Source organism: Clostridium sp. MSTE9, assembly GCF_000277625.1.
Classification (GTDB): domain Bacteria; phylum Bacillota; class Clostridia; order Oscillospirales; family Acutalibacteraceae; genus Faecalispora; species Faecalispora jeddahensis.
The window spans coordinates 17,020-42,078 of the sequence record NZ_AKFU01000045.1; the positions used below are offsets into that span (position 1 = coordinate 17,020).

General features: G+C 53.4%; 27 protein-coding genes. 3 read left to right on the forward strand and 24 right to left on the reverse strand.

Annotated elements, in window-relative coordinates; all coding sequences use genetic code 11:
- Positions 1–5 precede the first annotated feature (5 nt).
- Positions 6–1,115 (forward strand): radical SAM family heme chaperone HemW, encoded by a 1,110-nt coding sequence (gene hemW / locus HMPREF1141_RS13325; protein ID WP_009065296.1) that lies wholly within the window; start codon positions 6–8, stop codon positions 1,113–1,115.
- 70 nt (positions 1,116–1,185) lie between these two features.
- Here hemW and HMPREF1141_RS13330 read toward each other — a convergent pair whose 3' ends face one another.
- On the reverse strand, positions 1,186–1,434 hold the full coding sequence (locus HMPREF1141_RS13330) for a helix-turn-helix transcriptional regulator (RefSeq protein WP_009065327.1): 249 nt from the start codon (positions 1,432–1,434) through the stop codon (positions 1,186–1,188).
- A gap of 91 nt (positions 1,435–1,525) precedes the next feature.
- Here HMPREF1141_RS13330 and HMPREF1141_RS13335 point away from each other — a divergent pair, with 91 nt between their 5' ends.
- A complete protein-coding gene (locus tag HMPREF1141_RS13335) occupies positions 1,526–1,708 on the forward strand; it encodes a hypothetical protein (protein WP_009065334.1) in 183 nt (60 codons plus the stop codon).
- A 51-nt stretch (positions 1,709–1,759) separates the two neighbouring features.
- Here HMPREF1141_RS13335 and HMPREF1141_RS13340 read toward each other — a convergent pair whose 3' ends face one another.
- From HMPREF1141_RS13340 to HMPREF1141_RS13370, 7 genes are all read right to left on the reverse strand, one after another.
- Complete coding sequence (locus HMPREF1141_RS13340) at positions 1,760–2,185, reverse strand: flavodoxin (RefSeq protein ID WP_035317159.1); 426 nt, start codon at positions 2,183–2,185, stop codon at positions 1,760–1,762.
- Positions 2,186–2,322: 137 nt separating this feature from the next.
- Complete coding sequence (locus HMPREF1141_RS13345) at positions 2,323–2,874, reverse strand: DUF3793 family protein (protein ID WP_009065319.1); 552 nt, start codon at positions 2,872–2,874, stop codon at positions 2,323–2,325.
- A 50-nt stretch (positions 2,875–2,924) separates the two neighbouring features.
- Entirely contained in the window at positions 2,925–3,206 is a 282-nt protein-coding gene (locus tag HMPREF1141_RS13350; protein WP_020074362.1) for a DUF2325 domain-containing protein, read from the reverse strand.
- 166 nt (positions 3,207–3,372) lie between these two features.
- On the reverse strand, positions 3,373–3,528 hold the full coding sequence (locus HMPREF1141_RS13355; RefSeq protein ID WP_009065312.1) for a FeoB-associated Cys-rich membrane protein: 156 nt from the start codon (positions 3,526–3,528) through the stop codon (positions 3,373–3,375).
- A gap of 3 nt (positions 3,529–3,531) precedes the next feature.
- A complete protein-coding gene (gene feoB, locus HMPREF1141_RS13360; protein WP_009065364.1) occupies positions 3,532–5,670 on the reverse strand; it encodes a ferrous iron transport protein B in 2,139 nt (712 codons plus the stop codon).
- Between the two features lie 77 nt (positions 5,671–5,747).
- Positions 5,748–5,969: a ferrous iron transport protein A gene (locus tag HMPREF1141_RS13365; protein WP_020074359.1), complete on the reverse strand. Its 222-nt coding sequence runs from the start codon at positions 5,967–5,969 to the stop codon at positions 5,748–5,750.
- Positions 5,970–5,994: 25 nt separating this feature from the next.
- Complete coding sequence (locus HMPREF1141_RS13370; RefSeq protein WP_009065300.1) at positions 5,995–6,204, reverse strand: FeoA family protein; 210 nt, start codon at positions 6,202–6,204, stop codon at positions 5,995–5,997.
- Between the two features lie 236 nt (positions 6,205–6,440).
- Here HMPREF1141_RS13370 and HMPREF1141_RS13375 point away from each other — a divergent pair, with 236 nt between their 5' ends.
- The gene (locus tag HMPREF1141_RS13375; protein WP_009065342.1) at positions 6,441–6,848 is read left to right on the forward strand and encodes a metal-dependent transcriptional regulator; all 408 of its coding nucleotides are present in this window, start codon (positions 6,441–6,443) and stop codon (positions 6,846–6,848) included.
- A gap of 222 nt (positions 6,849–7,070) precedes the next feature.
- Here HMPREF1141_RS13375 and HMPREF1141_RS13380 read toward each other — a convergent pair whose 3' ends face one another.
- The 16 genes from HMPREF1141_RS13380 to HMPREF1141_RS13455 all read right to left on the reverse strand — a co-directional run bounded on the left by HMPREF1141_RS13380 (position 7,071) and on the right by HMPREF1141_RS13455 (position 24,989).
- Positions 7,071–7,676, reverse strand: a complete 606-nt coding sequence (locus HMPREF1141_RS13380; protein ID WP_009065287.1) for an HD domain-containing phosphohydrolase — start codon at positions 7,674–7,676, stop codon at positions 7,071–7,073.
- Positions 7,677–7,885: 209 nt separating this feature from the next.
- Entirely contained in the window at positions 7,886–8,872 is a 987-nt protein-coding gene (locus HMPREF1141_RS13385; protein ID WP_009065305.1) for a TPM domain-containing protein, read from the reverse strand.
- Complete coding sequence (locus HMPREF1141_RS13390; protein ID WP_009065321.1) at positions 8,869–9,438, reverse strand: hypothetical protein; 570 nt, start codon at positions 9,436–9,438, stop codon at positions 8,869–8,871. Before HMPREF1141_RS13390 ends, HMPREF1141_RS13385 begins: the two co-directional genes overlap by 4 nt.
- Before the next feature lie 190 nt (positions 9,439–9,628).
- Positions 9,629–10,762: a toxic anion resistance protein gene (locus tag HMPREF1141_RS13395; protein WP_009065262.1), complete on the reverse strand. Its 1,134-nt coding sequence runs from the start codon at positions 10,760–10,762 to the stop codon at positions 9,629–9,631.
- A gap of 24 nt (positions 10,763–10,786) precedes the next feature.
- A complete protein-coding gene (locus HMPREF1141_RS13400; RefSeq protein ID WP_009065315.1) occupies positions 10,787–11,440 on the reverse strand; it encodes a 5-bromo-4-chloroindolyl phosphate hydrolysis family protein in 654 nt (217 codons plus the stop codon).
- Between the two features lie 911 nt (positions 11,441–12,351).
- Positions 12,352–13,506 (reverse strand): (R)-2-hydroxyglutaryl-CoA dehydratase subunit beta, encoded by a 1,155-nt coding sequence (gene hgdB / locus HMPREF1141_RS13405; RefSeq protein WP_009065317.1) that lies wholly within the window; start codon positions 13,504–13,506, stop codon positions 12,352–12,354.
- Between the two features lie 5 nt (positions 13,507–13,511).
- On the reverse strand, positions 13,512–14,801 hold the full coding sequence (locus HMPREF1141_RS13410; protein ID WP_009065333.1) for a 2-hydroxyacyl-CoA dehydratase: 1,290 nt from the start codon (positions 14,799–14,801) through the stop codon (positions 13,512–13,514).
- A gap of 93 nt (positions 14,802–14,894) precedes the next feature.
- Positions 14,895–15,683, reverse strand: a complete 789-nt coding sequence (gene hgdC, locus HMPREF1141_RS13415) for a (R)-2-hydroxyglutaryl-CoA dehydratase activase HgdC (protein WP_009065350.1) — start codon at positions 15,681–15,683, stop codon at positions 14,895–14,897.
- Positions 15,684–15,834: 151 nt separating this feature from the next.
- Positions 15,835–16,632, reverse strand: a complete 798-nt coding sequence (gene gctB / locus HMPREF1141_RS13420; RefSeq protein ID WP_009065279.1) for a glutaconate CoA-transferase subunit B — start codon at positions 16,630–16,632, stop codon at positions 15,835–15,837.
- Positions 16,632–17,606, reverse strand: coding sequence for a glutaconate CoA-transferase subunit A (gene gctA / locus HMPREF1141_RS13425; protein WP_009065273.1), 975 nt, complete (start codon positions 17,604–17,606; stop codon positions 16,632–16,634). Before gctA ends, gctB begins: the two co-directional genes overlap by 1 nt.
- A gap of 193 nt (positions 17,607–17,799) precedes the next feature.
- Positions 17,800–18,819 (reverse strand): electron transfer flavoprotein subunit alpha/FixB family protein, encoded by a 1,020-nt coding sequence (locus HMPREF1141_RS13430; RefSeq protein WP_009065316.1) that lies wholly within the window; start codon positions 18,817–18,819, stop codon positions 17,800–17,802.
- Positions 18,820–18,839: 20 nt separating this feature from the next.
- Positions 18,840–19,619 (reverse strand): electron transfer flavoprotein subunit beta/FixA family protein, encoded by a 780-nt coding sequence (locus HMPREF1141_RS13435; protein ID WP_009065307.1) that lies wholly within the window; start codon positions 19,617–19,619, stop codon positions 18,840–18,842.
- A gap of 13 nt (positions 19,620–19,632) precedes the next feature.
- Positions 19,633–20,772, reverse strand: a complete 1,140-nt coding sequence (locus HMPREF1141_RS13440) for an acyl-CoA dehydrogenase (RefSeq protein WP_009065290.1) — start codon at positions 20,770–20,772, stop codon at positions 19,633–19,635.
- 33 nt (positions 20,773–20,805) lie between these two features.
- Entirely contained in the window at positions 20,806–21,588 is a 783-nt protein-coding gene (locus HMPREF1141_RS13445; RefSeq protein WP_009065268.1) for an enoyl-CoA hydratase-related protein, read from the reverse strand.
- A 56-nt stretch (positions 21,589–21,644) separates the two neighbouring features.
- Complete coding sequence (locus HMPREF1141_RS13450) at positions 21,645–22,943, reverse strand: acetyl-CoA hydrolase/transferase C-terminal domain-containing protein (protein ID WP_009065313.1); 1,299 nt, start codon at positions 22,941–22,943, stop codon at positions 21,645–21,647.
- Positions 22,944–23,213: 270 nt separating this feature from the next.
- Positions 23,214–24,989: a carboxyl transferase domain-containing protein gene (locus HMPREF1141_RS13455; RefSeq protein ID WP_009065260.1), complete on the reverse strand. Its 1,776-nt coding sequence runs from the start codon at positions 24,987–24,989 to the stop codon at positions 23,214–23,216.
- Positions 24,990–25,059: the final 70 nt, after the last annotated feature.

The window sequence follows — 25,059 nt, forward strand, 5'->3', positions numbered from 1 at the left end:
GGATTATGAGCCGCACACCTATAGGTCTGTATCTGCATGTACCATTCTGCAAAGCAAAATGCCCCTACTGCGATTTTTACTCGATCCGGGGCAAAGAAGAAGAGAAAGACGCTTACACCGAGCAGATGAAGCGTTTGCTGTACGCCGCTGCCACACGGCTGAACCGCGAGGCGGACACCGTATATTTTGGCGGCGGAACCCCCTCTGTGCTGGGCGCAAACCGGATTGTCGGGCTGCTTGACGCCGTGCGGCAGAACTGGGGCCTCAGCGGGGCGGAGATCACGGTGGAGGTCAATCCCGGGGAATATGAACCGGGATTTTTCGAAACCCTGCGGAAAGCCGGAGTCAACCGTCTTTCGATGGGCCTGCAGTCCGCCGATGAGGAGGAACTGCGCCTTCTGGGGCGCCGCCACTCGATCGGCCAGGTACGGCAGGCGGTTCGGGAAGCACAGCAGGCCGGGTTCGACAACATTTCTCTTGATTTGATGCTGGCGGTACAACAGCAGAACAGTGAAAGCCTTCAGCGGTCGATCGCTTTTTGCGCCGATTGCGGTGTGCAGCATGTTTCTTCCTACCTGCTCAAAATTGAGCAGGGCACGGTATATTACGACCGCCGGGACGACATGGTCCTGCCGGATGAAGATGAATCCGCGGAGCTGTATCTGCTGGCCTGCCGCGAGCTGGAGCAGGCCGGGTTCCATCAGTATGAGGTATCGAATTTCGCTGTTCCCGGCTATGAGAGCCGCCATAATCTGAAATACTGGAATGCAGAGGAATATTACGGAGCCGGGCCGTCCGCCCACTCGTTCATCGATGGCCGGCGCTATTATTACCCCGGTGATCTGGAAGCCTTTCTGCAGGAGCCACGCAACATCTGCGAGGGCGACGGCGGTTCGCCGGAGGAATACGCCATGCTGCAGCTGCGCCTGTGCGGCGGCTTGCAGCAAAAGGAATATCAGAGCCGCTTTGGCAGCCCCTTCCCGGAAGAGTATTTGAAAAGAGCTCGTCGTTATGTGGAACAGGGGCTGGTCGTGTGCGATGAGGAAAACATCCGCTTTACACCAAAGGGTTTTCTGGTTTCGAACATTTTGATTGCAGATATTCTGTTGGGATAACAGAAATTATATGGAAAGAAGGAACAGCCTCCAATGGCATTGCCATTGGAGGCTGTTCCTTCTTCTTTTATCAGGGGGAAGCGTTCTTGTCATGCTTTCTTTTGGGCGCAGGGTAAGGGGGCTTTTCATCTGTCTGCCCTAAAAGATAATCAATGCTTGTTTTATAAAATTTTGCCAAAGCAATCAGCGCCGAGCTGGGAATATCCAGCGTTCCGCTTTCATATCGGGAATAGGTCGCCTGACTGATATTCAACACCTCCGCCAGCTGCTGTTGGGTGAAGTCACAGTCTTCCCGTAAATTTTTGATTCTCGGATACAAGCTTATCACCTCATAAGCATTTTACTTTATGCGGTTTTCGCATATTGACTTTTATGCGATAATTGCATAAAATAAAACTGAGGTGAAACATATGCCTGATTACAAAGCCATGTATTACTCTTTAGCAGCTCAGGTCGCAGACGCAATTGAACTGTTAATCCGGGCGCAGCAAAACGGGGAAGAATCGGTATTGGAAGAGGCCAGCCCTGTAGTAACACTTTATCCAGCGGAAAATTCCAAAGATACTGATCAAAAAGAAAAGACCGAGTCCTGAAACCCGGTCTTTCCCATTCTATTCAGAGGAAACTGTCTTTATGTTGGGGAGTTATGCGTTCGCGAGAGCCTTGCCCAGATCCTTGCAGTTTTCGGCTGCTTCATCGTCGGGGGCTTCGTTCGCAATCACAGTGCCAATCACCGGTACGCCAGCGCCCTGCAGGTCGCTGTCCCAGGTTCTCATCCACTCGCCGTCGCCCCAGCCGTAAGAGCCGAACAGAGCCACTTTCTTGGAGGAAAGCTTCTCTTTCACGGAATCAAGCATAGGCTCGAACTCGCTTTCTTCCAGCTGCTCCGCTCCCATAGAGGGGCACCCGAACGCGATGTGCTCAAACTCATCGGCCAGCTCGGGAGTGAATTCTGCGGAAGTATAAACCGAAACATCCGCTCCGGCTTCCCGGGCGCCATCTGCCACCAGGTTTGCCATCGCTTCTGTATTTCCTGTGCCGCTCCAATAGACTACTGCCAATTTTGCCATAATCTTTCACTGCCTTTCCAGTTTCTTCAAATTATACTGATCTTCAATCAAAAACAGTGCATCGCGATGGTTGTCTCCCCCGCCGGAAACGGGAGAGACAACCGGGCACCCTTTTTCATCTCAGATCCGTATTATCATTAAGCAGCGACGGTCAGCTGAAGCACCGACCTTCCGCCGCAAAACAGCTTGGTATAAATTGCCCTGCATTTATCAATTTTAGCAAAGAGACGTTTTGCTTCGATTTCGTTGTGGTATACTTTCCAGATGCCGCAGTATTTGCAGTTGCGGCCCTGATTTTTAATAAATTCCGCCACATCCTCAATCGGGTACCCTAAAAACAGCCCGATTTCATGGGGGAAGGATTGAGTCAGCGCAATCCGCTGCCTTAGATAATTCAGGCAGTCCGATAAGCTGCCCATGGGATAACCGTATTCGTTCAAAAAATGGATCGCCTCCGGGCGGTTCAAATCCGCCGTCAAAGCAGAGGCACGGTAAACATAAATCAGTTCGCGGGCTGAATTGCTGTGCAGCAATTCCAGGTAAACGCCGCGTGGGTTCAAAATTTGGTTCCAATAAGAGAGATAGTCCAGTACCAACTCTTTTTCTTCGCCGGTATAACTGAAAAGGCTCGCCGTTTTCAGCCCGGCCAATGTGGATGCACAATATTCTACTAAATAACGTTCCAGCATGATCCGATCATACCCTTCGTGAACAGGATTCGGCGCTCGGGAACTTTCGGTTAGCAACAATGCTCGGCCAGAATGTTTTTCAGTGCGCAGGAACTGCTGCTGTGAGAACGCACGACCGCCGTTCCGGTATTTTTCGTCATCTGGAGCGCGCTATACACCATTTGGTGCGATACCGTGCTGGTAAAAAGGACCAGAAGATCGGGGCAGCCAATTTGTGTTTTCAAATTTGCCGGCTGCTGCGTAAATACCTTGGCTTTGCAGTTGAACTGCTTACATATGTCCTTGTAGGTACAGACCATTCGGTCATGGCCCCCAATAATGACAACACTCATACTTTTCTTACCATCCTTTCTTTTTTGAAAACTCAATGAATAGGCTTATGTATTCCATTAGTTAGATGTGACTAACTTATGGTTCAAACAATAGAGTTAGCAAAGCTAACTCTATTGTCGAATCGAAATGTGACAGAGGAAACCTCATCTTCAGAAACACTGCGGCTCACTTGTGATGATGCGCTTGCTCCTCTTCCGGGCTGCAGCAGCCGCAGTTGCCGCTGCACCCGCTGCATCCACCGGATTTGTGGGTGCGATAGGTCTGATACGCAGCAAAAGCGATTCCTCCAAAAACAATGACGGAAATAATAATTGTAGCCATAGTTTACGCAGACACCTTTCTGTTTAAACGTTTGCCCGCGGAATTTATGTCGGCCGGTTTGCGTACCAAGAGATAAATCAGTGCGGCAATCAGCACAAATGCTACCGCGGTCCAAAATCCAAAGCCGCCGCCGTTAATCAGGCTGCCGGTCTGGTAGATGATCAAAGCGATAATATAGGCGAACACAGTCTGGTAGCCAACAGAGAACCAAGTCCATTTTGCGGAACCAAGCTCAGCACGGGCCGCACCGATTGCAGCGAAGCAAGGGGCGCAGAGCAGGTTGAATGTGAGGAAAGCATAAGCGGCCAGAGGGCTAACGGCAGCCTGCAGACTGCTCCATACTTCCGCGCCATCCTCGGCAACCTCGGCAAAGCCGAACAGGATACCGAAGGTGCCAACTACGTTTTCTTTGGCGATCAAACCGGTAATGGTTGCAACAGCAAACTTCCAGTTGTCAAAACCAAGCGGGGCAAACAGCGGGGCAATGAAATTGCCGAGGGTCGCCAGCATAGAATCTTCAACGTCAACCATCTGCATATTCCAGCCGAAGGAGCTGAGGAACCAGACCAATACGGTTGCGAGCAGAATGATCGTACCGGCCTTTTTGATGAAGGCCTTTCCGCGATCCCACATGTGAATCAGAACGCCCTTGGCGCCCGGCACGTGGTAAGCGGGAAGCTCCATAACAAACGGAGCGGGATCACCGGCAAACACTCTGGTCTTTTTCAGGATGATACCCGAAACGATGATCGCGCCGATCCCCAGGAAGTAAGCGGAAGGCCCAACCCAGGTGGAATCGGGGAACATAGCGCCCGCAATCAGGGCGATAATCGGCAGCTTTGCGCTGCACGGAATAAACGTTGTGGTGATAACGGTCAGCTTGCGGTCATGGTCATTCTCAATCGTACGGGAAGCCATGATGCCGGGAACGCCGCAGCCGGTACCGATCAGAATCGGGATAAAGGATTTACCCGACAGGCCGAAACGGCGGAAAATACGGTCCATAATGAACGCGATACGCGCCATGTAACCGCAATCCTCCAAAATGGCCAGGAACAGGAACATGGTCAGCATCTGGGGCAGGAAGCCGAGAACAGCGCCCACACCGGCAACGATGCCGTCCATAATCAGAGAAATCAGCCAGTCGGCAGTACCGACGGAAACAAGGAAGCCCTCAATAGCAGGCGGAATGATTTCACCGAACAAAGCATCGTTAACCCAGTCGGTCATTGCGGTGCCGACTGTGGAAATGGAAACATAGTACACAAACCACATGATCAATGCGAAAATCGGCAAAGCCAAAATGCGGTTCGTCACAACACGGTCAATTTTATCCGAGGTGGTCAGGCCGGCTACCTTCTTCTTGTAGCTCTTATGAATCACCTTGGAAATATATTCATACCGTTCATTGGTAATGATCGATTCGGTATCGTCGTCGAGCTCGGTCTCACACTTGGTGATGATCGCCTCAAGATTTGCGCGGTCGGCGTTGGAAAGACCGGCCTCGGCCAGCATCTTTTCATCGCGCTCAAACAGCTTGATGGACATCCAGCGCTGATGGCGGTTCTTCAGTGCGCCGGGCAGCTGCTGTGCGATCTGCCCAAGGGCTGCTTCCACCTTATCGCTGAAGGTGGCGGCGATTGCGTGGGGCTTCTGCTGCGCCGCGCTGAGGGCTGCAGAGATCAGCTCCTTGGTGCCTTCGGCTTTCAGAGCGGAAATTTCCACCACCGGACAGCCAAATGCTTCACCGATCTTTTTGGAATCGATGGTATCGCCGTTCTTACGGACAATATCCATCATGTTCAAAGCCAGAACCACCGGCAAGCCCATTTCCACCAGCTGGGTGGTCAGGTACAGGTTGCGTTCCAGGTTGGAAGCGTCCACCAGGTTGACAATGACGTCCGGGTTCTCATGGATTAAGTAATTCCGGGTGACCACTTCCTCTAAAGTGTAGGGAGAAAGGGAATAAATACCCGGCAGGTCAGTGACGATAACGTCCTTATGTCCTCTGAGCTTTCCTTCCTTTTTCTCAACTGTAACTCCGGGCCAGTTACCCACATACTGTGATGATCCGGTCAACTCGTTGAACAGAGTGGTTTTACCACAGTTCGGGTTGCCCGCAAGCGCTAATTTTATAGACATGTTTCGTTCCTCCTCGTTTTCCTGCGGAAGTCTTGACTAACACCGCACTGCCTGAAAGCCCTGAATCGGGCATCCGGTCAGTCTACTTCAATCAATTCCGCGTCCGCTTTGCGCAGGCTCAGTTCGTAGTCCCGAACCTTCACTTCAATCGGATCCCCCAGCGGGGCAACTTTACGCACGAACACCTGGGCTCCTTTGGTAATGCCCATGTCCATAATCCTGCGTTTTACGGCTCCGGTTCCGTGGAGTTTTACCACGGTAACGGTATCCCCGATCTGTACCTCCTTCAACGTCTTCATCAAGCCTCAACCTCTCTCCTTATATTCATATCATGATCCGATTCGCCATGGATTTATCCAGAGCGACCCGGGTATCCTTGATATTCAGGATCATATTGCCGGCGATCTCACTGACCACCGTAACGCTTTCGCCCTCCACAAACCCTAAGGATGCAAGAAAGCGGCGAACCTCATCTTTGCCGGTAACTCTTTTAATTAAATTTCTTTCTCCGGCTTTCGCCATTGTCAGTGGCATATAGATACCTCCTAGGCAAATTGTATTTTGCCGTCTTCGGTTTTATGATGAATCGAACAAAGTTAGCGCATGCTAACCTTTTGCGTCTTTAGTTTATCATAGCTAACGAAACGTGTCAACTGCCTGCCATTGTTTTTTTAAGAAAAAAGTCAACAAATTCCGGCTTTTTGGAGCGTTGTAAAAAGTGCAGGTTTATGGTATGATATAGAATAACAATTTCGAAAGGGGGAGTTTGCGTGAAAATACAGGAATCCGCGGAAAATTACCTGGAGACGATTCTGGTTCTGAAAAACCGCAGAGGAGAAGTTCGCTCTATTGATATTGCCAACGAGATGAATTTTTCCCGGCCCAGCGTGAGCCATGCCATGAAGCAGTTTCGGGAAAACGGCCTGATCACGATGGATGATAACGGATACATTGAGCTGACAGAAAGCGGCCGGGAGATTGCGGAGCGAATCTACGAAAGGCATACCCTGTTATCGGAGTTGTTGATGAAGCTCGGTGTACAGGAAACCGTGGCCAAAGAGGACGCCTGCCGCCTTGAGCATGCGATCAGTGCCGAGAGCTTTCAAAAGCTGCGCGAATATTGGAATCGCCATCAGGGTGTATGCGCCGATGCAGAGCAGTGTCCCGACGGGAAATAAATTGCTGCCACGGTTTATAATATGAAATAAAAAGAGAAAACTCTCCGCTTTGTCCTGCGGAGAGTTTTTTGCGTCCTGAACCGTTCCGGCTCTCTGCCCTTCCCGGGGTGTGAGCGGCTGACAATTAATTAACAAAAAGTATATAATGTTTATGATTATACCATTTGTTTCAGAAAAATGGCAGGCACCCAAACTCCGGTGCCTGCCGTTTTTGATTTTTTATTACTTTGCACTTTGCAGCTTCTGCATGGTCTGCCAATTTCTCAGAACCAATTCTGCGATCGCCGGGTCGTACATGGTTCCGATGTTTTTCTCAATTTCATTCCGGCACGTCTGATCGGGCAGAGAATCCCGGTAAGCGCGCTTGCTCTTCATCGCGTCAAACGAATCGCACACCGCAATAATTCGCGCTTCCAGCGGAATCTGATCGCCGCAGAGCGCATTGGGGTAGCCTGTCCCATCATAGCGCTCATGGTGGCACCACACAATATAGGCAATTTCCTCCGTAGAGGCAGACTGCATCAGCATGCCCGCGCCCAGCGCGGGATGCTGCTTCATGATGGCCCATTCCCTCGTCGTCAGGCTCCCGTTCTTTTGAAGAATCGCATCGGGAACACCGATTTTACCGATGTCGTGTGCATTGGCGGCCAAATACACGCGCCTGCACTGATCGGAGGAAAGCCCCAGATGATGCGCAACAAAATAACTGGTACGGGCCACCCGAAGAGAATGGCAGACTGTGTATAGATCGTGATCCCCAAGCAATTGTGTCTGACGTTTTACAATCTCGTAGTAATCCTGAGCAGGTGTTGAGAAATTCGCTTCCATGCTGAATACCTCATGATTTAAGAGTATTTCATAATCTGTCGGATCGTAAAAACATTCTTTATCAACGGGTACAGAAAAGCCCCGGAAGGGGCGTTTTCTACTCGTAATTCCCGATTTTATTGTAAATACCCGCACACTGCGGCAACTGTATTTTAAATATAGATCACTTCGTGCGAAAAAAAGGTCTCTTTTTGGGGAAAAGAGGATTCCTAGAAACGGCCCGCTCCGCCGCCGCTGCTTCCGCCGCCACCGCCGCTGAAACCGCCACCTCCGCCAAAGCCTCCGCCTCCTCCGAAGCCACCGAATCCGCCACCGCCGCCGAACCATCCGCCGTGGTTATCGTGATCGTCATGATCATCATGGTGGTGATGGTCGCGGTTATCATCCCAGGGCGGGGGAGGGCGCCGGCTAGAACCCCACAGGTTGCCTAAAAAGAACGGCCAGAACCATGAACCGCCGCCATAATATCCTCTTCCGCCGTATCCGCCGCCATACGGGGGATACCCGCGATACCGGCGCCTGCGGGAAAAGATGGAGCTGAAAACAACAAACAGAATAATCAGCATAATGATGGAACTGAACATCCTCGAGAAGCCGCCGGAGCGCTGGCCTTCGTACTCATTGACTCCGCCGCCGCCCTGATATTCTGCTTCTGGGTCCGGCAGCGCTCCAGCGGTGCTGGAGATGGAAACGCCGTAATTGCTTTCATACCAGTTTACCAGCGCGGTAAACATTTTCTGCACACCCGCGTCGTAATCCTTGGCGGCAAAATCCGGCTCCAGATATTCGTTAAGCATCTGCTTGAGCTCACCTGCAGAGAGTTCATCCTCGATCCCATAGCCGGGGATCACGCGGTAATTGTCGTCGCCAATGGCCAGCAACAGCAAAATGCCGTTGTTTTTCTCTTTCGAGCCGATCTTCCACTGATTGAACATAGCATAGCCGTAATCGGAGATATCCGCGTTGTCCAGAAAGTCCACCGTCGTCACGACAATCTGCCCACCGGTTTTTTCGTACAGATTGATATTGGCGGACATGATGCCGTTCTTGGTTTCATCGCTGAGCACACCGGCAAAATCATTGACGTAAAACTGATCGGTCGGCTCCGGTATGTTCACTTCTGCCGAAGCAGGCAGAGCGAACAGAACAGACAGAAGCACGGTTAAAACCAAAAGCACACTGACGCGCTTTTTCATTTGTCTCCCCCTGTCATGGTATACAGCTCGAGAGGTTTCACCCCAACAGCGGACGCCATCGCGCCGCCGGGAGTCGACCTCAGCACCTTATCATTAAAATTCTGCGCCAGACCATTATAGCCGTTATAGCTGATGGACGCATTGCGTGATTTAAAATCCGCTAACAGGCGGGTGCGGTACTCCGTATCCTTCTGCGACAGATACTGTCCCTCCATCGCGTCATACACAGACTGGAACGCAGAATCCAGACTCAGATTGGCCTGGTATTTGGCTGACGGCGTCTGGGCTCCCGCCAACGCATCCGCTGCCTGCCGCAGCGCCGTAATCCGCACGTCATTGGCGTCCAGATACCGCCCGGCTACCGTAATCAGGTTTCCCGAAAGAGAGACTCTTGATTCCAGGTAATGTGAAATTCCCAGTCCGTCGCCGCGCGTTCCCTGCGTAAAGGTCTGCTCCGCCTGCTGACGCAGTCCCGATACCGACCTCACCGAGCCAAACAGGACCGACAGCACAACAACAGCAATCAAAATAACCCATGCGGTTCGCCGGTTTTTAAGCCACTCCATGGTTTCCTCCTGTTCAGAGTTTGTTTATCCATTCATACATGCCGGATATTTTGAAGAAAAGCAGACTGAGACAAGGCAGGTTGCAGAAATATCCAAGAACACACGCATTGGATGTATTCCAGGGATTTTAAGGCAGCCACAGCCTGTTTTTATCAAAACAGAAAGTTGCGTTGCGTTTACAAACCGCCTATCAGTCTCTCAGTTCCAACAGCTTCTGCTTGAGTTCTCCCTCAATGCGGCCCAGCTCAACCTCGGCGGCACGGCGCTTCTGTGCGCCCTCCGACTGAATGCGGCGCACTTCCTCCAGTGTGGAGATCAGCGCCTGATTCGTCTGCTGAAGCGTTTCGATATCCACGATACCGCGCTCAGATTCCTTCGCGGTCTCAATCGTGCCCATTTTCAGCATCTCGGCGTTTTTCCGGAGCATCTGATTCGTCATGTCGGTTACACTGCGCTGTGCCTCCAGCGCCTGCTGGGAGTGCGCAAGGCCGAGCGCCAGCACCATCTGGCTCTTCCACAGCGGAATCGTGTTCACGAGCGACGACTGGATTTTTTCGGCCATCAGGCTGTCATTGTTCTGGATCAGGCGCACCTGCGGGCCCATCTGAATCGAGATCATGCGGGTCAGCTCCAGATCATGCAGCTTCTTTTCAAAGCGGTTACACTGGTTCGCCAGATCGTTTGCGGCCTGTGCGTCCTCGGGCAGCCCGGTAAGCTGTGCTTTTTCGCGCGCCAGGCGCAGCTCGTTCTGCTTCGCGCTCTCGAGGCGCTCCTTACCGGCCAGAATATACATCGAAACCTCTTTAAAATAATTGAGGTTCTGCTCATACATTTTATCCAGCATCGCAATATCCTTCATGAGCTGGATCTGGTGGTTTTCCAGCGTGGTAGTGATCTTATCCACGTTGACCTCCACCTTGTCGTACTTCGTTTTCAGCGCGGAAATCTGATTGTTCGTCTTTTTCAAAAAGCCAAACAGGCCCTTCTTCTCCTCGGGCTTGATTTCCAGACCTTTCAGCTCCGTGACCAGATCGGTGAGCATACCGCCAACCTCGCCCATGTCTTTGGTACGGACATTGGCAAGAGCGGAACCCGAAAAATCGGCGATTTTCTTTTGTGCGCCGGCGCCGAACTGAAGAACCTGATTTGTATCTGTCAGATCGATCTTCTGCGCGAAAGCGCTTACCAGCTTCTGCTCCTCGGGCGTCAGCTGGCTTTTATCCAGCGTTTTGGAGGCAGCCGTCTGTTCCTCCTGCTGATCCTCCTGTACGGTAACTTCGGCCGGCTCCAGTGTCAAATCGGGGACAAACTCCTGATGCTCCATGTTTTAAACACCCTTTCCTTCGATTCATTTGCTGTCCTTGTCAAATTGGTCCTTCGTCAATCCCTCGCGAGCCATCATATTTTCTAAAACGGTAATATCTGTGGAAATATCGAGCCCCTCATCGGCAAACAGGTGGTCGAGCTGCTTTTCGAACGCCTCTTCGATGCTTGAGAGAATTCCTTCCACACCGCGCATGGCGGATTCAATATTTTCCCCGGAAATGTCCTGCGATGCCATCCGTTCATAGCTTTCGAGCAGTTTGACGGTGGTGGGCAGATAATAGTTGAAAAACAGGCGAAGCTTTGTCGCTTTGCTTGTATTCTTCTCCAGATACGCAAAAATCTTTCCGCAGATGCCGCAGATACGCACAATATGCGCACTGACAGCGGGGTCGGCAATTTCTTCATCGAGCGCCCGCAGGCGTTTGAGCTGCTCCCGCCCATCGTTGATCAAAGCATCCGCGCCGGCATCGCCCGTATTTGCGGGGCGCTCTTCCTCCGGCACCAGAATCGTTTTTGCCGGGAAGACGCGGCTCATTACAACATAAGCCGCTGCGGAAATGACCGCGGCCAGCACAAAATGCCATGCCTGATAAAATGGAAGAACCAGCGCCCCCAAAAGCCACGGCACTACTGCCGCATATACCGGAATTGCTGATTTTCGAGTCACTTTACGCATAAATTCCTCCCTCTCTCCCAATCAGGTCAATGTGTTTTCATTGTAATGCTTTTGCATTTCCCTGTCAAGAAAATCAAGGGTTGGGGCTTGATTCACCCCTTAGGTACCTGGCGAAGGAAACTCCTTTTTCGCTCACAGGAATCCTTCTATATCTATTATTTTGATAAAAAGTGAATTTTGCTTTGTGACTATACCACAGAAATTCTGTTGGCGCAGGCTTGCCGCCCCTTTGTGCCGGGGCGGGCACTTACTTTCGCTACAAGGCGGCGTTAAGCAAAGACTCGCCAAAGGACACCTTTGGAATCCGTTCGGGAGTGCCCCTTATAAGCACAGACGATAGCTACCGTAAAGGCGCTCCAATGAAAATGCCCACTCTCCTAGCAACAGCAAATCAAAAGCTTCGTGCTTTCGTCCGTCGGCGGTCATTTTCAGAGCGCTCTCGTTGGCTCGGTATTTTTTGCTGCGGCTCTGCCGCATTTTTTGTGGGTGAAAGTTGACCCATATAGGGCTTTTTTCTCGCCTTTTTACGGATATGAAAGATTCCCTTACTCACTTGCTTCACGCGCAAGCTGTGCCTGTGCGTGAAAAGAACCAGAGCGGGAGCTTCTCCCGGTTTCCAAAGGCAGCGCCTTTGGTCGTTGAGAGGGAGTTCCAAGGGGGAGAGAATCGAAACTCTCCCCTTTGGCGAATCTTTGCTTAATTTCTTTTCGCAAAGAAAGTAAGTGCCTGCCCCGGTACTAGGGGCAAGCCCTGCGCCAGCAGAAATTCCATGTGAGGCAACTCACAAAAAAATAGTTCTTTCATAACAAGATGAAGAGAGAAAAGTCTGCCGCAGCTTACGTACAGGCCCAGCCTGCAAAAAAGCCCCTTCCGGGATTTCTCTCGGAAGGGGCTTTTTTTAGAAATGTAAATTAAAGAGACTTCAACACGTCGGCAAACGCCTGGATCGCGGTAGCAGCCTGACCGAAGTCGCGCATCTGCTGGTCGATGCCCAGCTTGATGTGCATCACGCCGGCCTCGTCCAGAGCCTTCTTCAGAGAGGGATACTCCATCTCCTCCGGATCACAGAACTGCTGCATGAACAGGATCAGACCCTGTGCGCCGTTCTCTTTTACCATGTTGGCAACGAACTCGCCGCGGCGGTTTTCAGAGGAATGCTCATCATAGAGCAGAACGTCGTAGTCAAGGCTCGCAAACTGCAGGGCCAGAGCCATCATCGGATCTGCCTGATCCTCCGGAGCATCGGCACGGAAGGAACGACTCTCCTGAGCAACGTCATCCGCAGCAATCGCAACGTTGTTGTCCTCAAAAATCTTGAGGAGGGTCGGATTATCACAGATGATACCGCTGGTGACAACCTTCACGCCCTTCCAGTCACAGGCAGGCAGTTTCCCCAGCTCTTCGTTGAGCGCTTCGAGCTTCTCGGTGTACTCATCCTTGAGCATGAACCAGGAAGCCTTCAGCACCGCGCTGCGTTTTGTGGGGGTGATCACATCGCAGTGCTCGCTTGCAAGCTTTACAAACTCGCGGCGGGCAGCACGGCTCTTGTTGTATACCTTAATCGCGTTCTGAATCGCTTCGTCCGTAATCGGAGCGCCGCTGATTTCTTCCAGCGCTTTTCTGATGTTGGTGTACTGATCCACACAGAATTTCAGGCCGTAAGCGGGCTTACGGTTCTGGGGATGTGCCAGGAAGATGGTGGGCATTTTCTCGTACTTGGCCATCGCCACGCGGATGTTCTGGCTCATCGGGCGCAGGGTATCGCAAATGGTGGGGGTGATCACGCCGTCAAGCTGATCGAGCGTGCCATCCAGCAGCATTTCGAGGCCCAGCTGCGCGATGGTGCAGTAGAACGTTGCGCAGTATTCCTTCGCCATGGAAATGGTCTTATCGTTGCTGCCCCAGATGCCCATGGGAACCATGCCTGCGGCATAAACGAGCTCTTCGGGCGCATAGTAGGGCAGAATGCCGATCACTTTTTTGCCCTGTGCTTTAAAATCTGCCAGCTGCTTTCCGGGATGTGCAGCAACACTGGCCAGCTCACTGATAATCGATTCGATACTCATGTTCGTTAGCCCTCCTTCGCAGCTTTGGTTGCTTCCATCGCTTCAACAAGGCCCTGTACGCGTGTTTCGTACTGAGCGGCATTGAAGTTACGGGGATCCGCCTGGTCGCCGTCGAACGCGGCGCAGGGAATGCCCAAGTCGGCGGTAAAGCGGCGCTGCATTTCGGGCATATAGCCGGACCACGGCTTGCAGCTGCGGTTGTAATGAACCAGAACGCCGTCTACCTTATTATCGCGGCAGAGGCCCTCACGCCATTCAACACCCTGTTCCAGGCAAACGCTGTTCGGGGCTTTGCAGTATGCACGACACAGATCATCCAGTCCGTCGTATACGAAACCAAACGCAGGTGCGTACACAACAGCGGTTACGTTCAGGCCGCTGCCCTTCAGGGGCTTAAACAGCGCCTTCAGATCAGGCCAGCAGGGAATACCCTCGAACATAATGCGGTATTTCTCTTCAAACGGCAGGGTGGAGGTACCATTCTTCACGTGTTCCTCCAGCTCGGTTGCCAGCAGCTCAAACGCTTCGGCGGTGGATTCCTTGCCGCGGGCGGTAACAACGTCCGCCATGTGGTTGAACAGATCGAAACCAGACATCGGGGAGGGCTCGTACTGGCAATAGTCACAGACCTTCAGCCATGCCTTCGCGGTGCGATTTGCGTTTGCGCATACCTGCTCAAACTTCTTCTCATCAAACTTATTGCCGGAGATCTTTTCCAGCTGCTTGATTGCGTCCTCGAACTGGGCGCGAATGTATGCCACCTGGCTCTCGTCTACGTGAGTGGTGTTGTTGTAGGGAACGTCAATCATGATGAGCGGAATGTTGTGCATACGAGCAATGTTCTCGTACCATTTCGTCATGCAGTTGCAGATGTTGTTGCAGCACAGAACAAAGTCAGGCTGCGGCATCTGACGGGACACGTTGGTTGTTTCCACGCCGGAAGCATAGGCCAGGCTGATACGGGCATAACCACAGATATCAGCATCGAAGCCCAGGTTCTCGGCAGCCTCACATAAACGCTCGCCGTCATGCTGCGCGGCGATACCGGCGGCCTGGTTCTCGGGATATACAACGGCCAGGTCAAGGACTTCTGCGATTTCGCAGGGGAATTTGGAAGAAGACCAACCTACCGGGCGGCCCGCTTTCTTTGCTTCCCATGCACCAGCATAAACATCGGAAACGACTTTACGCAGAGCAGTTACACCGGGGCTGGCGGGTTTTGCAGGTTTCTTGGCAGGCGCTGCAGCTGCGGGAGCAGTCTGCTCAGCGGGTGCTGTCTTTTCTATTTCTGCCATAGTTCACTCGCTCCTTTATAATTAAGATCAAAAAAGGGTTTCTAACGTGTGGGGAGCCCCCACACCGACGAAAAATCATTCAATTGCTTTGTACTATTTCTTACGGGTCGCCTTCTGGTACGCGAACAATGCGGCGCCAAGCGCACCGGCATACTGAGCCAGAGGAGAGGTGTAGACCTTATGGCCGAGCTCCTCTTCCAGCGCTGCAACAACACCAGCATTCTGCGCAACACCGCCGGTCATGACGACCTGGTCGCGCACGCCGACACGGCGGGCCAAACCGCTCATACGGGCGGCGATAGAGTGATGGATACCGTTGATGATATCGCATACCTCACTGCCCTGTGCCAGCTGACTGATCACTTCACTCTCGGCGAAAACCGTACAGGTAGAGCTGATCGCTACCCGCTTGGTGGACTTTGCACCCAGATCACCCAGTTCGGCGACATTGACCTCCAGCACACGGGCCATTACATCGAGGAAACGCCCTGTGCCGGCAGCACACTTGTCGTTCATCTGGAAATTGACCATAACGCCATTGTCAATCTGGAGCACTTTCATGTCCTGTCCACCAATATCAATGACAGTGTGGACCTCCGGAAACAGGTAGTATGCGCCTTTTGCATGACAGCTCAGCTCACTCATCTGGTCATCCACGATGTCAAGCGAATTACGCCCATAGCCGGTGCCAAGAATAAAGCTCATGTCCTCTTTTTTCATTCCGCAGTTATCCAGCACCTCTTTGATCGCGCGTTCGGGGCCGCTGGTACCGGCGCCCACTGAAACCAGAGATTTACTGACGATTTCCTGCCCGTCTTTCACAATCACACATTTAGACGTGGTGGAACCAACGTCAATGCCTAACGTATACTTTGCTTCCATAGTAACCTTCCTACCAATTGACTTTTTTGAACCGGGAATCGGCGTTCCAAACCAAACCGGCCTGAAACCGCCAAACATTCAAAAACTCTGCGCCGCCGGCGGAGCCCCAAACAAGGCTCCGCTGCAGTGCAAAGAATGAAATAGAATATAATTACTCTTTCGGAACTTTGATGAATACCTGGCCGGGATCGATCTCTTCGCGGATCGCCTTGATGACTTCCGGCGAAGGCGGAGCCAGCAGCTCTGCTCTGGAGGTGTCGATCTCAAAACCGGTGTTCTCTACGATCTCTTCAATGGAGGAGGACTCGTAGTAGCCTGCCAGATACATTCTCTTGGTGGTTTCGTCAAACTTCATGACGCCCTTGTCGGTAACAACCATCAGCGGGCCGCGGTTCTGGGGCAGGCCTGCCTTCTTGCGTCCGTCGAGGCCGCCGTCCATCCAGCCGGGGCTGGTAATGTAATCGATCTTCTCAGTGAAGCGGCGCTTTTCGTGCTGCATCATGAGAACAGTATCGACATACGTTGCGATACCATTCGCTCCGCCAGAGCCGGAGAAACGGGTGGTGGGGTGATTGTAATCGCCCATGGAGGTGGAGTTGACATTGCCGTAGGGGTCAATTTCAGCGCCGCCGATGAAGGCGATCATTCTGTCTCTGTCTTTCAGCCACTCGTTCGCCTGGAAGCCAATGTAGCGAACCGGAGGCCACTGCACCGCGCAGTGTGCCATGAAGCGGCAGTCACCGACAGAGGTGGGAACCTGAATGGGATCGCAGTCGATCAGGCCGCTCTCAACAATGAGTGTGCAGCCGGGGGAAAATATCTTCTTGGCAACAGTTGCGCCGATGAGAGGAAGCCCTGTTCCAACAATCGCGATATGATCGTTGGTGATCGCGCGGGCAATCGTAATTGCCTGCATTTCTTTGTTGGTGTAATTCGTATAGTTTGCCATTACTTCTTCTCCTCCTTTGCCTGTGCCGTCATATCAACATGGTAGCCGAGACCCGGAACGACCTTGAGGTTGGCCAGCCTTGCGCCGCCTACCTTGTTGAGGTAATCCGCGTGTGTCGGGGTGGAGAATACCCACTCCTGGCAGAAAGCATCGAATGCTTCCTGTGTTTTGGAGGCAACATCGTATTCTTTATAATATTTGGAATCGTAGTCATAGTAGTCGTAGCACTGGGACGGATGCGCACCGTGCGGCGTATGAACAACGGCATCCACGCAGAAGCCGGGGATGGTGTTTGCGTTGGGATCGCGGCGGATGTACTCATCAGATACCAGCTCTTCGCAGGTAACAATGACCTTCTTCGCAGCGCCCGCAATATCGGTATCCTGGAACTCGTCGCCCAGAATGCGGCAGGTTCCGTCGGGGGAAGCCATCTGCACATGGATGACGGCAACGTCAATCTCCGGCACAGGCAGGAGCAGCAGCTTCTCTTCGGGCTTCATGGGATTTTGCTCAATGACGAACTTTTCATCGGGCAGTTTGTCGATGGTCTTTCTGATCTCCTTGGAGATGCCCCACTTATCAGCAAGGCCGGTACCCATCATCAGACGGCTGGGAACATAGGGGAACCCCAGAGCAGCGGCATGGAACATCAGCATAACAGCATCCTGTGAGTAGTCCTCAAAAAGGATGTCGCCGTTTTCAATCGCTGCGCGGAACCGTCTTGATACGTTGGTGTAGCCGGAGTTTGCGGTGTAGCAGTTGATGTACGCCTTGACGCGCCCGCAGCCGATGAGCAGATCCGCGTCACCGCCGTTGGCACCCGCATTCAAAATAAAGTCCTTTTTCCCTTGTCTGAGGATTTCATGGACGGCGGCAAAGGGTTTTCTGTTAGTGGTGAAGCCACCGATTGCGATACTGTCACCGTCGTCTACGAATTTGGCTACTGCTTCAGATAGCGTATACACTTTTCCCACGGTAAAACCTCCAATATAAGTATGATGGATGGAATCGGCTGGCAGAACCGGTCGGCTCCATCTGAAAAAAAGCAATTTTCAGCGCAGCAGCGCGCGCAGATTCGCATCGGGCCGGGGAAAGCCCGCGCGGCGGCGCGGAAGCCTCCAGATGCAAAAATCCTTGCGCGCTGCCGTACTGAGAGCCTAAAGTAAATCAGGCGTTGCTTTTTTCTTCCTTAGCTTTTCTTACCTGCTCTGTGAACAGCGGCAGGATCTTCATCACGTCACCCACAACGCCGTAGTCCGCCACCTCAAAGATGGGAGCGCTGGGATCTTTGTTGATCGCGATGATCACATCGGACTCTTCCATGCCAGCCAAGTGCTGAATGGCGCCGGAAATGCCGCAGGCAATATACAGGTTCGGGCGAACCGTTTTACCGGTCTGGCCAACCTGGCGGTCTTTCTCAACCCAGCCTGCGTCAACCGCAGTACGGGAGGAGGAAACTGTGCCGCCCAAAACTTCTGCCAGGTCCTCGAGGAGCTTGAAATTCTCGGGGCCGCCCATGCCGCGTCCGCCGGAAACCAGAACGTTGGCTTCCTGAATGTCCATCTTCTCGCTGACCTTCTTGATCACTTCAACAACTTCCACGTTGACATGCTCGGCCAGATCCGGAACAGAGAAAGTATCTACCACCGGGTGAGCGTTGTCTACGGGAGTCAGGCGCTGCATAACGCCGGGGCGAACGGTCGCCATCTGGGGACGGAAGTCCGCGCAGGCGATGGTCGCCATGATGTTGCCGCCGAATGCGGGGCGGGTCATCAGCAGGTTGCCGGTACCCTCTTCGATTTCCAGCGAGGTGCAGTCGGCGGTCAGGCCGGTGTGTACTCTGGCGGAAATACGGGGAGCCAGGTCACGGCCGATGGCGGTTGCGCCATACAGAACGATCTCAGGCTGATATTTTTTCACGATTTCGGTAATAACATGCGCATAAGGCTCGGTGGTATAAGTTTCCAGAATCGGATCCTCCGCGATGACAACGCGGTCCGCGCCATAACGGCCCAGCTGCTCCGGCAGATGGCCGATTTTGTTACCCAGAACAACGGCGGTAACTTCTGTGTTCAGATCTTTGGCCAAAGCTTTGCTTTTGCCGATCAGCTCCAGCGCAACGTTGGACAGTTTTCCGTCCACCTGCTGGGCAAATACGAATATTCCCTTATATGCTTCGTTACTCATAATTCCTCACCACTTTCCTACTACAGAATGAATTTTTCACGCAGACGGTCGGTCAGCCAGTTCGCTGACTCTTCGGGCTCCATCGTTACAACGGTGCCCTGTCCTTTAACAGCCTTGGTAAAGGACTTCTTCACGCGGGTAGGAGAACCCTTCAGGCCGATGTTGCTGTCGTCAACATCGAGGTCGGCTCTGTGCCACTCGGTGATTTCTTTCTGGAAGGCGTCGAAAATGCCGCCGGGAGTCATATAGCGGGGTTCATTCATTTCGGCCAAAGCGGTAATCAGGCAGGGGGTTTTGACGCGAATGATGTGATAGCGATCTTCATACTGGCGCTTTACCTTGAGGGTATCGCCTTCCACCCACAGCTCTTCCGCATAGCTGACGTTGGGCAGGCCGAGGTGCTCGGCGATCTGCGGGCCAACCTGTGCGGTATCGCCGTCGATGGCCTGACGGCCGGTGATGATGAGATCATAATCCAGCTTCGCAATCGCAGAAGCCAGAGTGGAAGAAGTAGCCCAGGTGTCAGCGCCGCCGAATGCGCGGTCGGTCACGAGGATTGCTTCATCAGCGCCCATTGCCAGAGCCTCGCGCAGAGCGATGGCCGCCTGGGGCGGGCCCATGGTCAGAACGGTAACATGCGCGCCGACCTGGTCTTTCAAACGGAGGGCAGCCTCAAGGCCAGCCTTGTCGTCCGGATTGATAATGCTGGGAACGCCTTCACGAATCAGGGTTCCTGTCGCCTGGTCCAGCTTTACCTCATTGGTATCCGGAACCTGCTTGATGCTTACAACGATATTCACTGCGTGCCCCCCCTTATTTCAAAAGCGCGTTGGAAATAACCATGCGCTGCACTTCACTGGTGCCTTCATAAATTTCGGTGATCTTCGCGTCGCGCATCATGCGCTCCACGGGATACTCTCTGGTGTAGCCGTAGCCGCCGAACAGCTGTACGCACTCGGTGGTAACCGCCATAGCGGTTTCTGCCGCAAACAGCTTCGCCATTGCAGCCTCAGTAGAGAACTTCGCGCCGGCCTGCTTGAGCATCGCCGCACGGTAAACGAGCAGCTGCGCAGCGTCAATCTTCGTCTTCATGTCTGCAATACGGAACTGAGTGTTCTGGAACGCAGCGATGGAACGGCCAAACTGCTTTCTCTCTTTGACATACTTGATCGTCTCGTCCAAAGCGCCCTCGGCGATGCCCAGTGCCTGTGCGGCGATGCCGATACGGCCGCCGTCCAGCGTAGTCATGGCAACGGAAAAGCCCTTGCCCTCCTGGCCGAGCAGGTTCTCTTTGGGAACGATGCAGTTCTCAAATACCAGCTCAGTGGTAGCGGAGCCGCGGATACCCATCTTCTTCTCCTTTTTGCCGATGGAGAAGCCCGGGAATTCCTTCTCTACGATAAACGCGGAGATGCCCTTCACGCCCTTGGACTTATCGGTCATGGCGAACACGACATAAATGTCGGCTACGCCGCCGTTGGTGATGAAAATCTTGCTGCCGTTGAGGACATAGTGGTCACCGTCCAGCACAGCCTTGGTCTGCTGGCCGGAAGCATCGGTGCCCGCGCCAGGCTCGGTCAGACCGAACGCGCCGATCTTTTTGCCGGAAGCAAGCGGTACCAGATATTTTTCCTTCTGCTCTTTGGTGCCGTACTTGTAGATCGGGTCAGCACAAAGAGAGGTGTGTGCGGAAACGATAACGCCCGTTGTGCCGCAAACCTTGGAAAGCTCTTCTACGCACATGATGTAGGTCAGAACATCGCAGCCCTGGCCGCCGAGCTCTTTCGGATACGGAATGCCGAAAAAGCCGTACTTCTTCATTTTTTCAACAGTCTCTGCCGGAAAGCGCTCTTCCTCATCAATGTCGTGAGCTAAGGGCTTTACTTCCTTTTCTGCAAAGGCCGCGAACATTTCCCGAGCCATCGACTGCTCGTTGTTCAGCTCAAAATTCATATCGATCCCCCTGATTTTTAATTGTTGAAAGATTTATTTGCCAACGAACGGCGCGGGCTTACGTTTCTCCACAAACGCGCCCATCGCTTCCCGCTGATCCTGGGTTTCAAAACAATCGCCAAAGTATTTTGCCTCCAGCTCGGCAGCCTCCCACAAACCAAGGCCAACGCTCTCGTTCATGGCGCGCTTTGCATTCTGCACAGCCACCGGAGCGTTTGCGGCGATCTTCAGCGCCAGTTCTTCCGCTTTTGCAAGCAGTTCTTCGGGCGCGTACACCGCATTGACCAGGCCGATTGAGAGAGCCTCTTCGGCCTTCACTCTGCCGGCGGTAAATACCAGTTCCTTCGCTTTGCCGGGGCCGATTGCCCTGGCAAGCTTCTGCATGCCGCCCCAACCGGGAGTGATGCCAAGGCCCACCTCGGGAAGCGCGAACACCGCTTTTTCAGACGCAAGGCGGATATCGCACGCGAGAGAAAGCTCGCAGCCGCCGCCCAGAGCAAAGCCGTTGACCGCCGCGATCACAGGGGCGGGGAACTGCTCTACCAGATGATAAATCCTGTCGCCGAGCAGGCCGAATTCTTCGCCCTGCGGCTTTGTCAGATTGCGCATTTCGCCAATGTCTGCACCGGCTACGAAAGCCTTCTCACCGGCTCCGGTGATGATCAGACAGCGGATACCGCTTTGCTTCGCCTGCTCCAGTGCTTGTTCCAGATCCTTCATAACCTCCAGGTTTACCGCGTTGAGCGCCTGGGGCCGGTTCATGGTCAGAATCCCGATGAGATTGTCATGCTTTGCTTCAAATGTAACCAGACTCATCTGTGTCCCTCCTGACTGTTCCCTGCGGCATTCGGCAGGGCCTCTTGTTTTTCTTCTTAATATTTTGTATGGAAACGCTTTTCGAATTCCTCTTTCAAGGGATCACGGAAATCCGGGTGGGCAATCTCAATCAGGCTGCGCGCTCTGTCACGCATCGTGTGTCCGCGCAGCTCCGCGATTCCGTACTCCGTCACAACATACTGAACGTCGTTGCGGGAGGTGGTTACCGCCGACCACGGATCGATAAACGGCACGATTTTGGAAACCTTGCCGCCCGCCGCCGTGGAGTTCATCGCCAGAATCGAACGCCCGCCGCGGCTCATGGAAGCGCCGCGGATGAAGTCGATCTGCCCGCCCACGCCGCTGATCTGCACCGGCCCGATACTTTCGGATACCACCTGGCCCAGCAGGTCGATCTGTACGCAGGAGTTGATCGACACCAGATTGTCGTTCTTCGCGATGACAACAGGGTCATTGACATAATTGACGGGGTACATTTCCACCGCCGGATTGTTATGAACATAATCGTACAGACGCCGTGTACCCATCAGGAAGGTTGCAACGCTCTTCCCTTTGTGCAGCGTCTTTTTGGAATTGTTGATCACGCCGGCTTCCACCAGCTCGACCACGCCGTCCGAGAACATTTCCGTATGGATACCGAGATCCTTTTTTTCTTTGAGGAACAGGAGCACTGCGTCCGGAATCGCACCGATTCCCAGCTGCAGGGTATCTCCATCCTTGATCAGCTCGGCGCAGTGGCCGCCGATCTTCTTTTCAATCTCGGTAATTTTGGGGGCGCCAAGTTCGAGAATCGGATCGTTGCACTCCACAATGCAGTCTATTTCGCTCACATGAATGAAGCAGTCGCCCAGCGTGCGGGGCATATTCTCATTCACCTGCGCGATGACCAGCTTTGCCACTTCCGCGGCATGCTTTTCGTAGTCCACCGTTACGCCGTAGCTGCAATAGCCGTGCTCGTCGGGGGCGGAAACGTGGATCAAAGCCACATCCACCGGCAGAGTGGTATCGAACAGCTCGGGCACCTTGTGGAAAAAGCAGGGCGTATAGTCACCGATGCCCGCCTCAATGGTGGCCCGGGTCGAGCCTCCTACAAAAATGGAGTTGTGGATAAAGTGCCCTTCCATCTCCGGCGCAGCGTACGGTGCTTTTGCCAAAGGTACCATGTGGGCAATTTCTACGTTCTTCAGATCGTCTTTTCGCGCAACCAGTGCATTGATCAAATGAACCGGCGCGCCCGCCGCGTTGGGTGTTACGACTCTGTCGCCGGAACGAACGCGGGCCACCGCTTCCTCTGCGGTCATTTTTCGCTGCGCGTACAGATCTTTCCAATCCATATTTTAGCTCCTCATCCAAAAGATAATGCTGTGCCCGGATAACCGGCTGCCTGATGCGGCCCGCCCCGAGCTCCCGGTGCTCCGGAAATATTCTCCGACGGCGTGAAGCGTCGCTTCCTCGCCGGGGCCCGGCCTGTTCAGCCGGGAATCAAGGAAAATCCCGGCGCACTCCTTTCATCAACTTGTAAGGGTGGATACCACACTGTTTGATTGACTGGGCGATGCGCCGGAATCCCGATTCACGATTTCCTGCCTCAGGCGGAAACCGAATTATTTTTCAACTGCTTTTGCGAATACATTGTTGTAGTCGCGGATCGCTCTGGGCAGAAGCATCTGATGGAACGCGCAGAACGAACGCGGATTCTGGTAAGCAGACTCAGCAAACGCAATCACGTACTCTCTGATCTTGGTCAGCTCGATGATCTCATCCAGGAAGCCGTGCTGAGCGCAGAACAGCGGGCCGGATTTAATGCGGTACTCTTCGATCATCTCGTTCATCTTGTCGATGGTGGGCTTCAGATCCTTGCCGGCCTTGGCGTCTTTCACCAGGCGGCGGGAATACATGGCGGCAGCGGCGGTTTCGCCGTGCATCACGTTCACTTCGCTGGCCGCGGTGCCCAGGGTGAAGGCGTTGGTATCGTTGCCCTGCGGGCCGCCCATGACATAGTGGGCAGCAGCGGTGCTCTTTCTCAGGGTGATTTCGATCTGCGGCACCTTGGAGGACTGGATGGAATAAATCAGAGACTGGCCGAGGCCGAGCAGCTCTGCTTTTTCCGCGTCGTTGCCGACGTCGATACCGGTGGTATCCTGGAACCAGACGATGGGCAGACGGTCTCTGCCGCACAGGGTAACGAACTCGTTCATCTTGATCAGGCCCTGGCGATACAGCTTTCCGCCAACGCCGACGCTGTTCTCTTTATACTCGGGGTAGTTCATCAGGATGCCCTGATAGTTCGCGATGACACCAACCAGCAGGCCGTTTACCTTGGCGATACCGGTGATGATCTCGGGGCCGTAGCCCTTCTTGTACTCGTCGAACTGGCTGCCGTCGAAAATACGGCCAAGGATGTTCTCTACATTGTAGGGGCGCTTGGTGTTCATCGTCAGGACGCTGTACAGCTCGCTGGGCTCAAAGTTGGGCTCCTGCGGGTAGTCCACACGGAAGAACTCCGGATTGTACGCCGGGATATCATCCATATACTTCTGAATCGCTTCGAGAACGCCCATTTCCTCGGTGTAAGCCTCACGGAAGAAGCCTGTCTCACCGTAGTGAATCGCAACGTTTCCGGGCGGGTCGTTCACCTGCTTCTTGGTTGCCTCGATCAGCGCCTGAGCGGCCTCTTCATCCACATAGCCCTTCGGGTTCATGCCGCCCACGATGCCGGCGCCGCCGACTGCCATGTTGGCTTTCTCATGAGCGATCAGGATGGTGGGGCTGATGCTGTGGTATCCGCCGCCGGCCGGGTTGGTGCCGTAGATGCCTACGATGACCGGAATGCCGTTCTGCTGCAGATCCGCGTTGCGGAAGAAGGGGGTACCGCCGCCGCGGCGGTTTGCGTATACCTTCTCCTGCTCGTCGAGCTTAACGCCGGAGCAGTTCAGGATGTAGACGAGCGGGACATTCAGGCATTTCGCGGTATCGGAACCACGGAGCAGATTGTCCGCCTGACCTGCGACCCAAGCGCCGGCCAGCTTTTTGTTATCGGAAGCGATGATCATCGCCCATTTGCCGCGGATTTTGCCCAGGCCCTTGATGATGCCGGTGCTGCCGGTAGAGTTGCTCTCCGGATCATACAGGCTGTTCAGGGGCAGGAACGAACCGGGATCTACCAGAGCCTCAATACGGTCGGTAGCGGTCATCTGGCCGGACTGATGCAGAGATTCGTCGGAACGGCCGCTTTCGCGCATTTCGGCAATCTTATCTGCGATTTCCTTTTCTACTTTGCGGAATTCTTCTTCGTTTTCCGCGTTCACCTGGGGGTTTGCCGAACCAATAATCGGCATATTTTTAAAGTACGAGGGCATTGAGTAACCGTGCTCAGCCATTGACAGGTGCCTCCTTTTTCAAATAAGAATAATTTGGACTGTAAAAGGCAGAATTTATTTGCAGTTACCG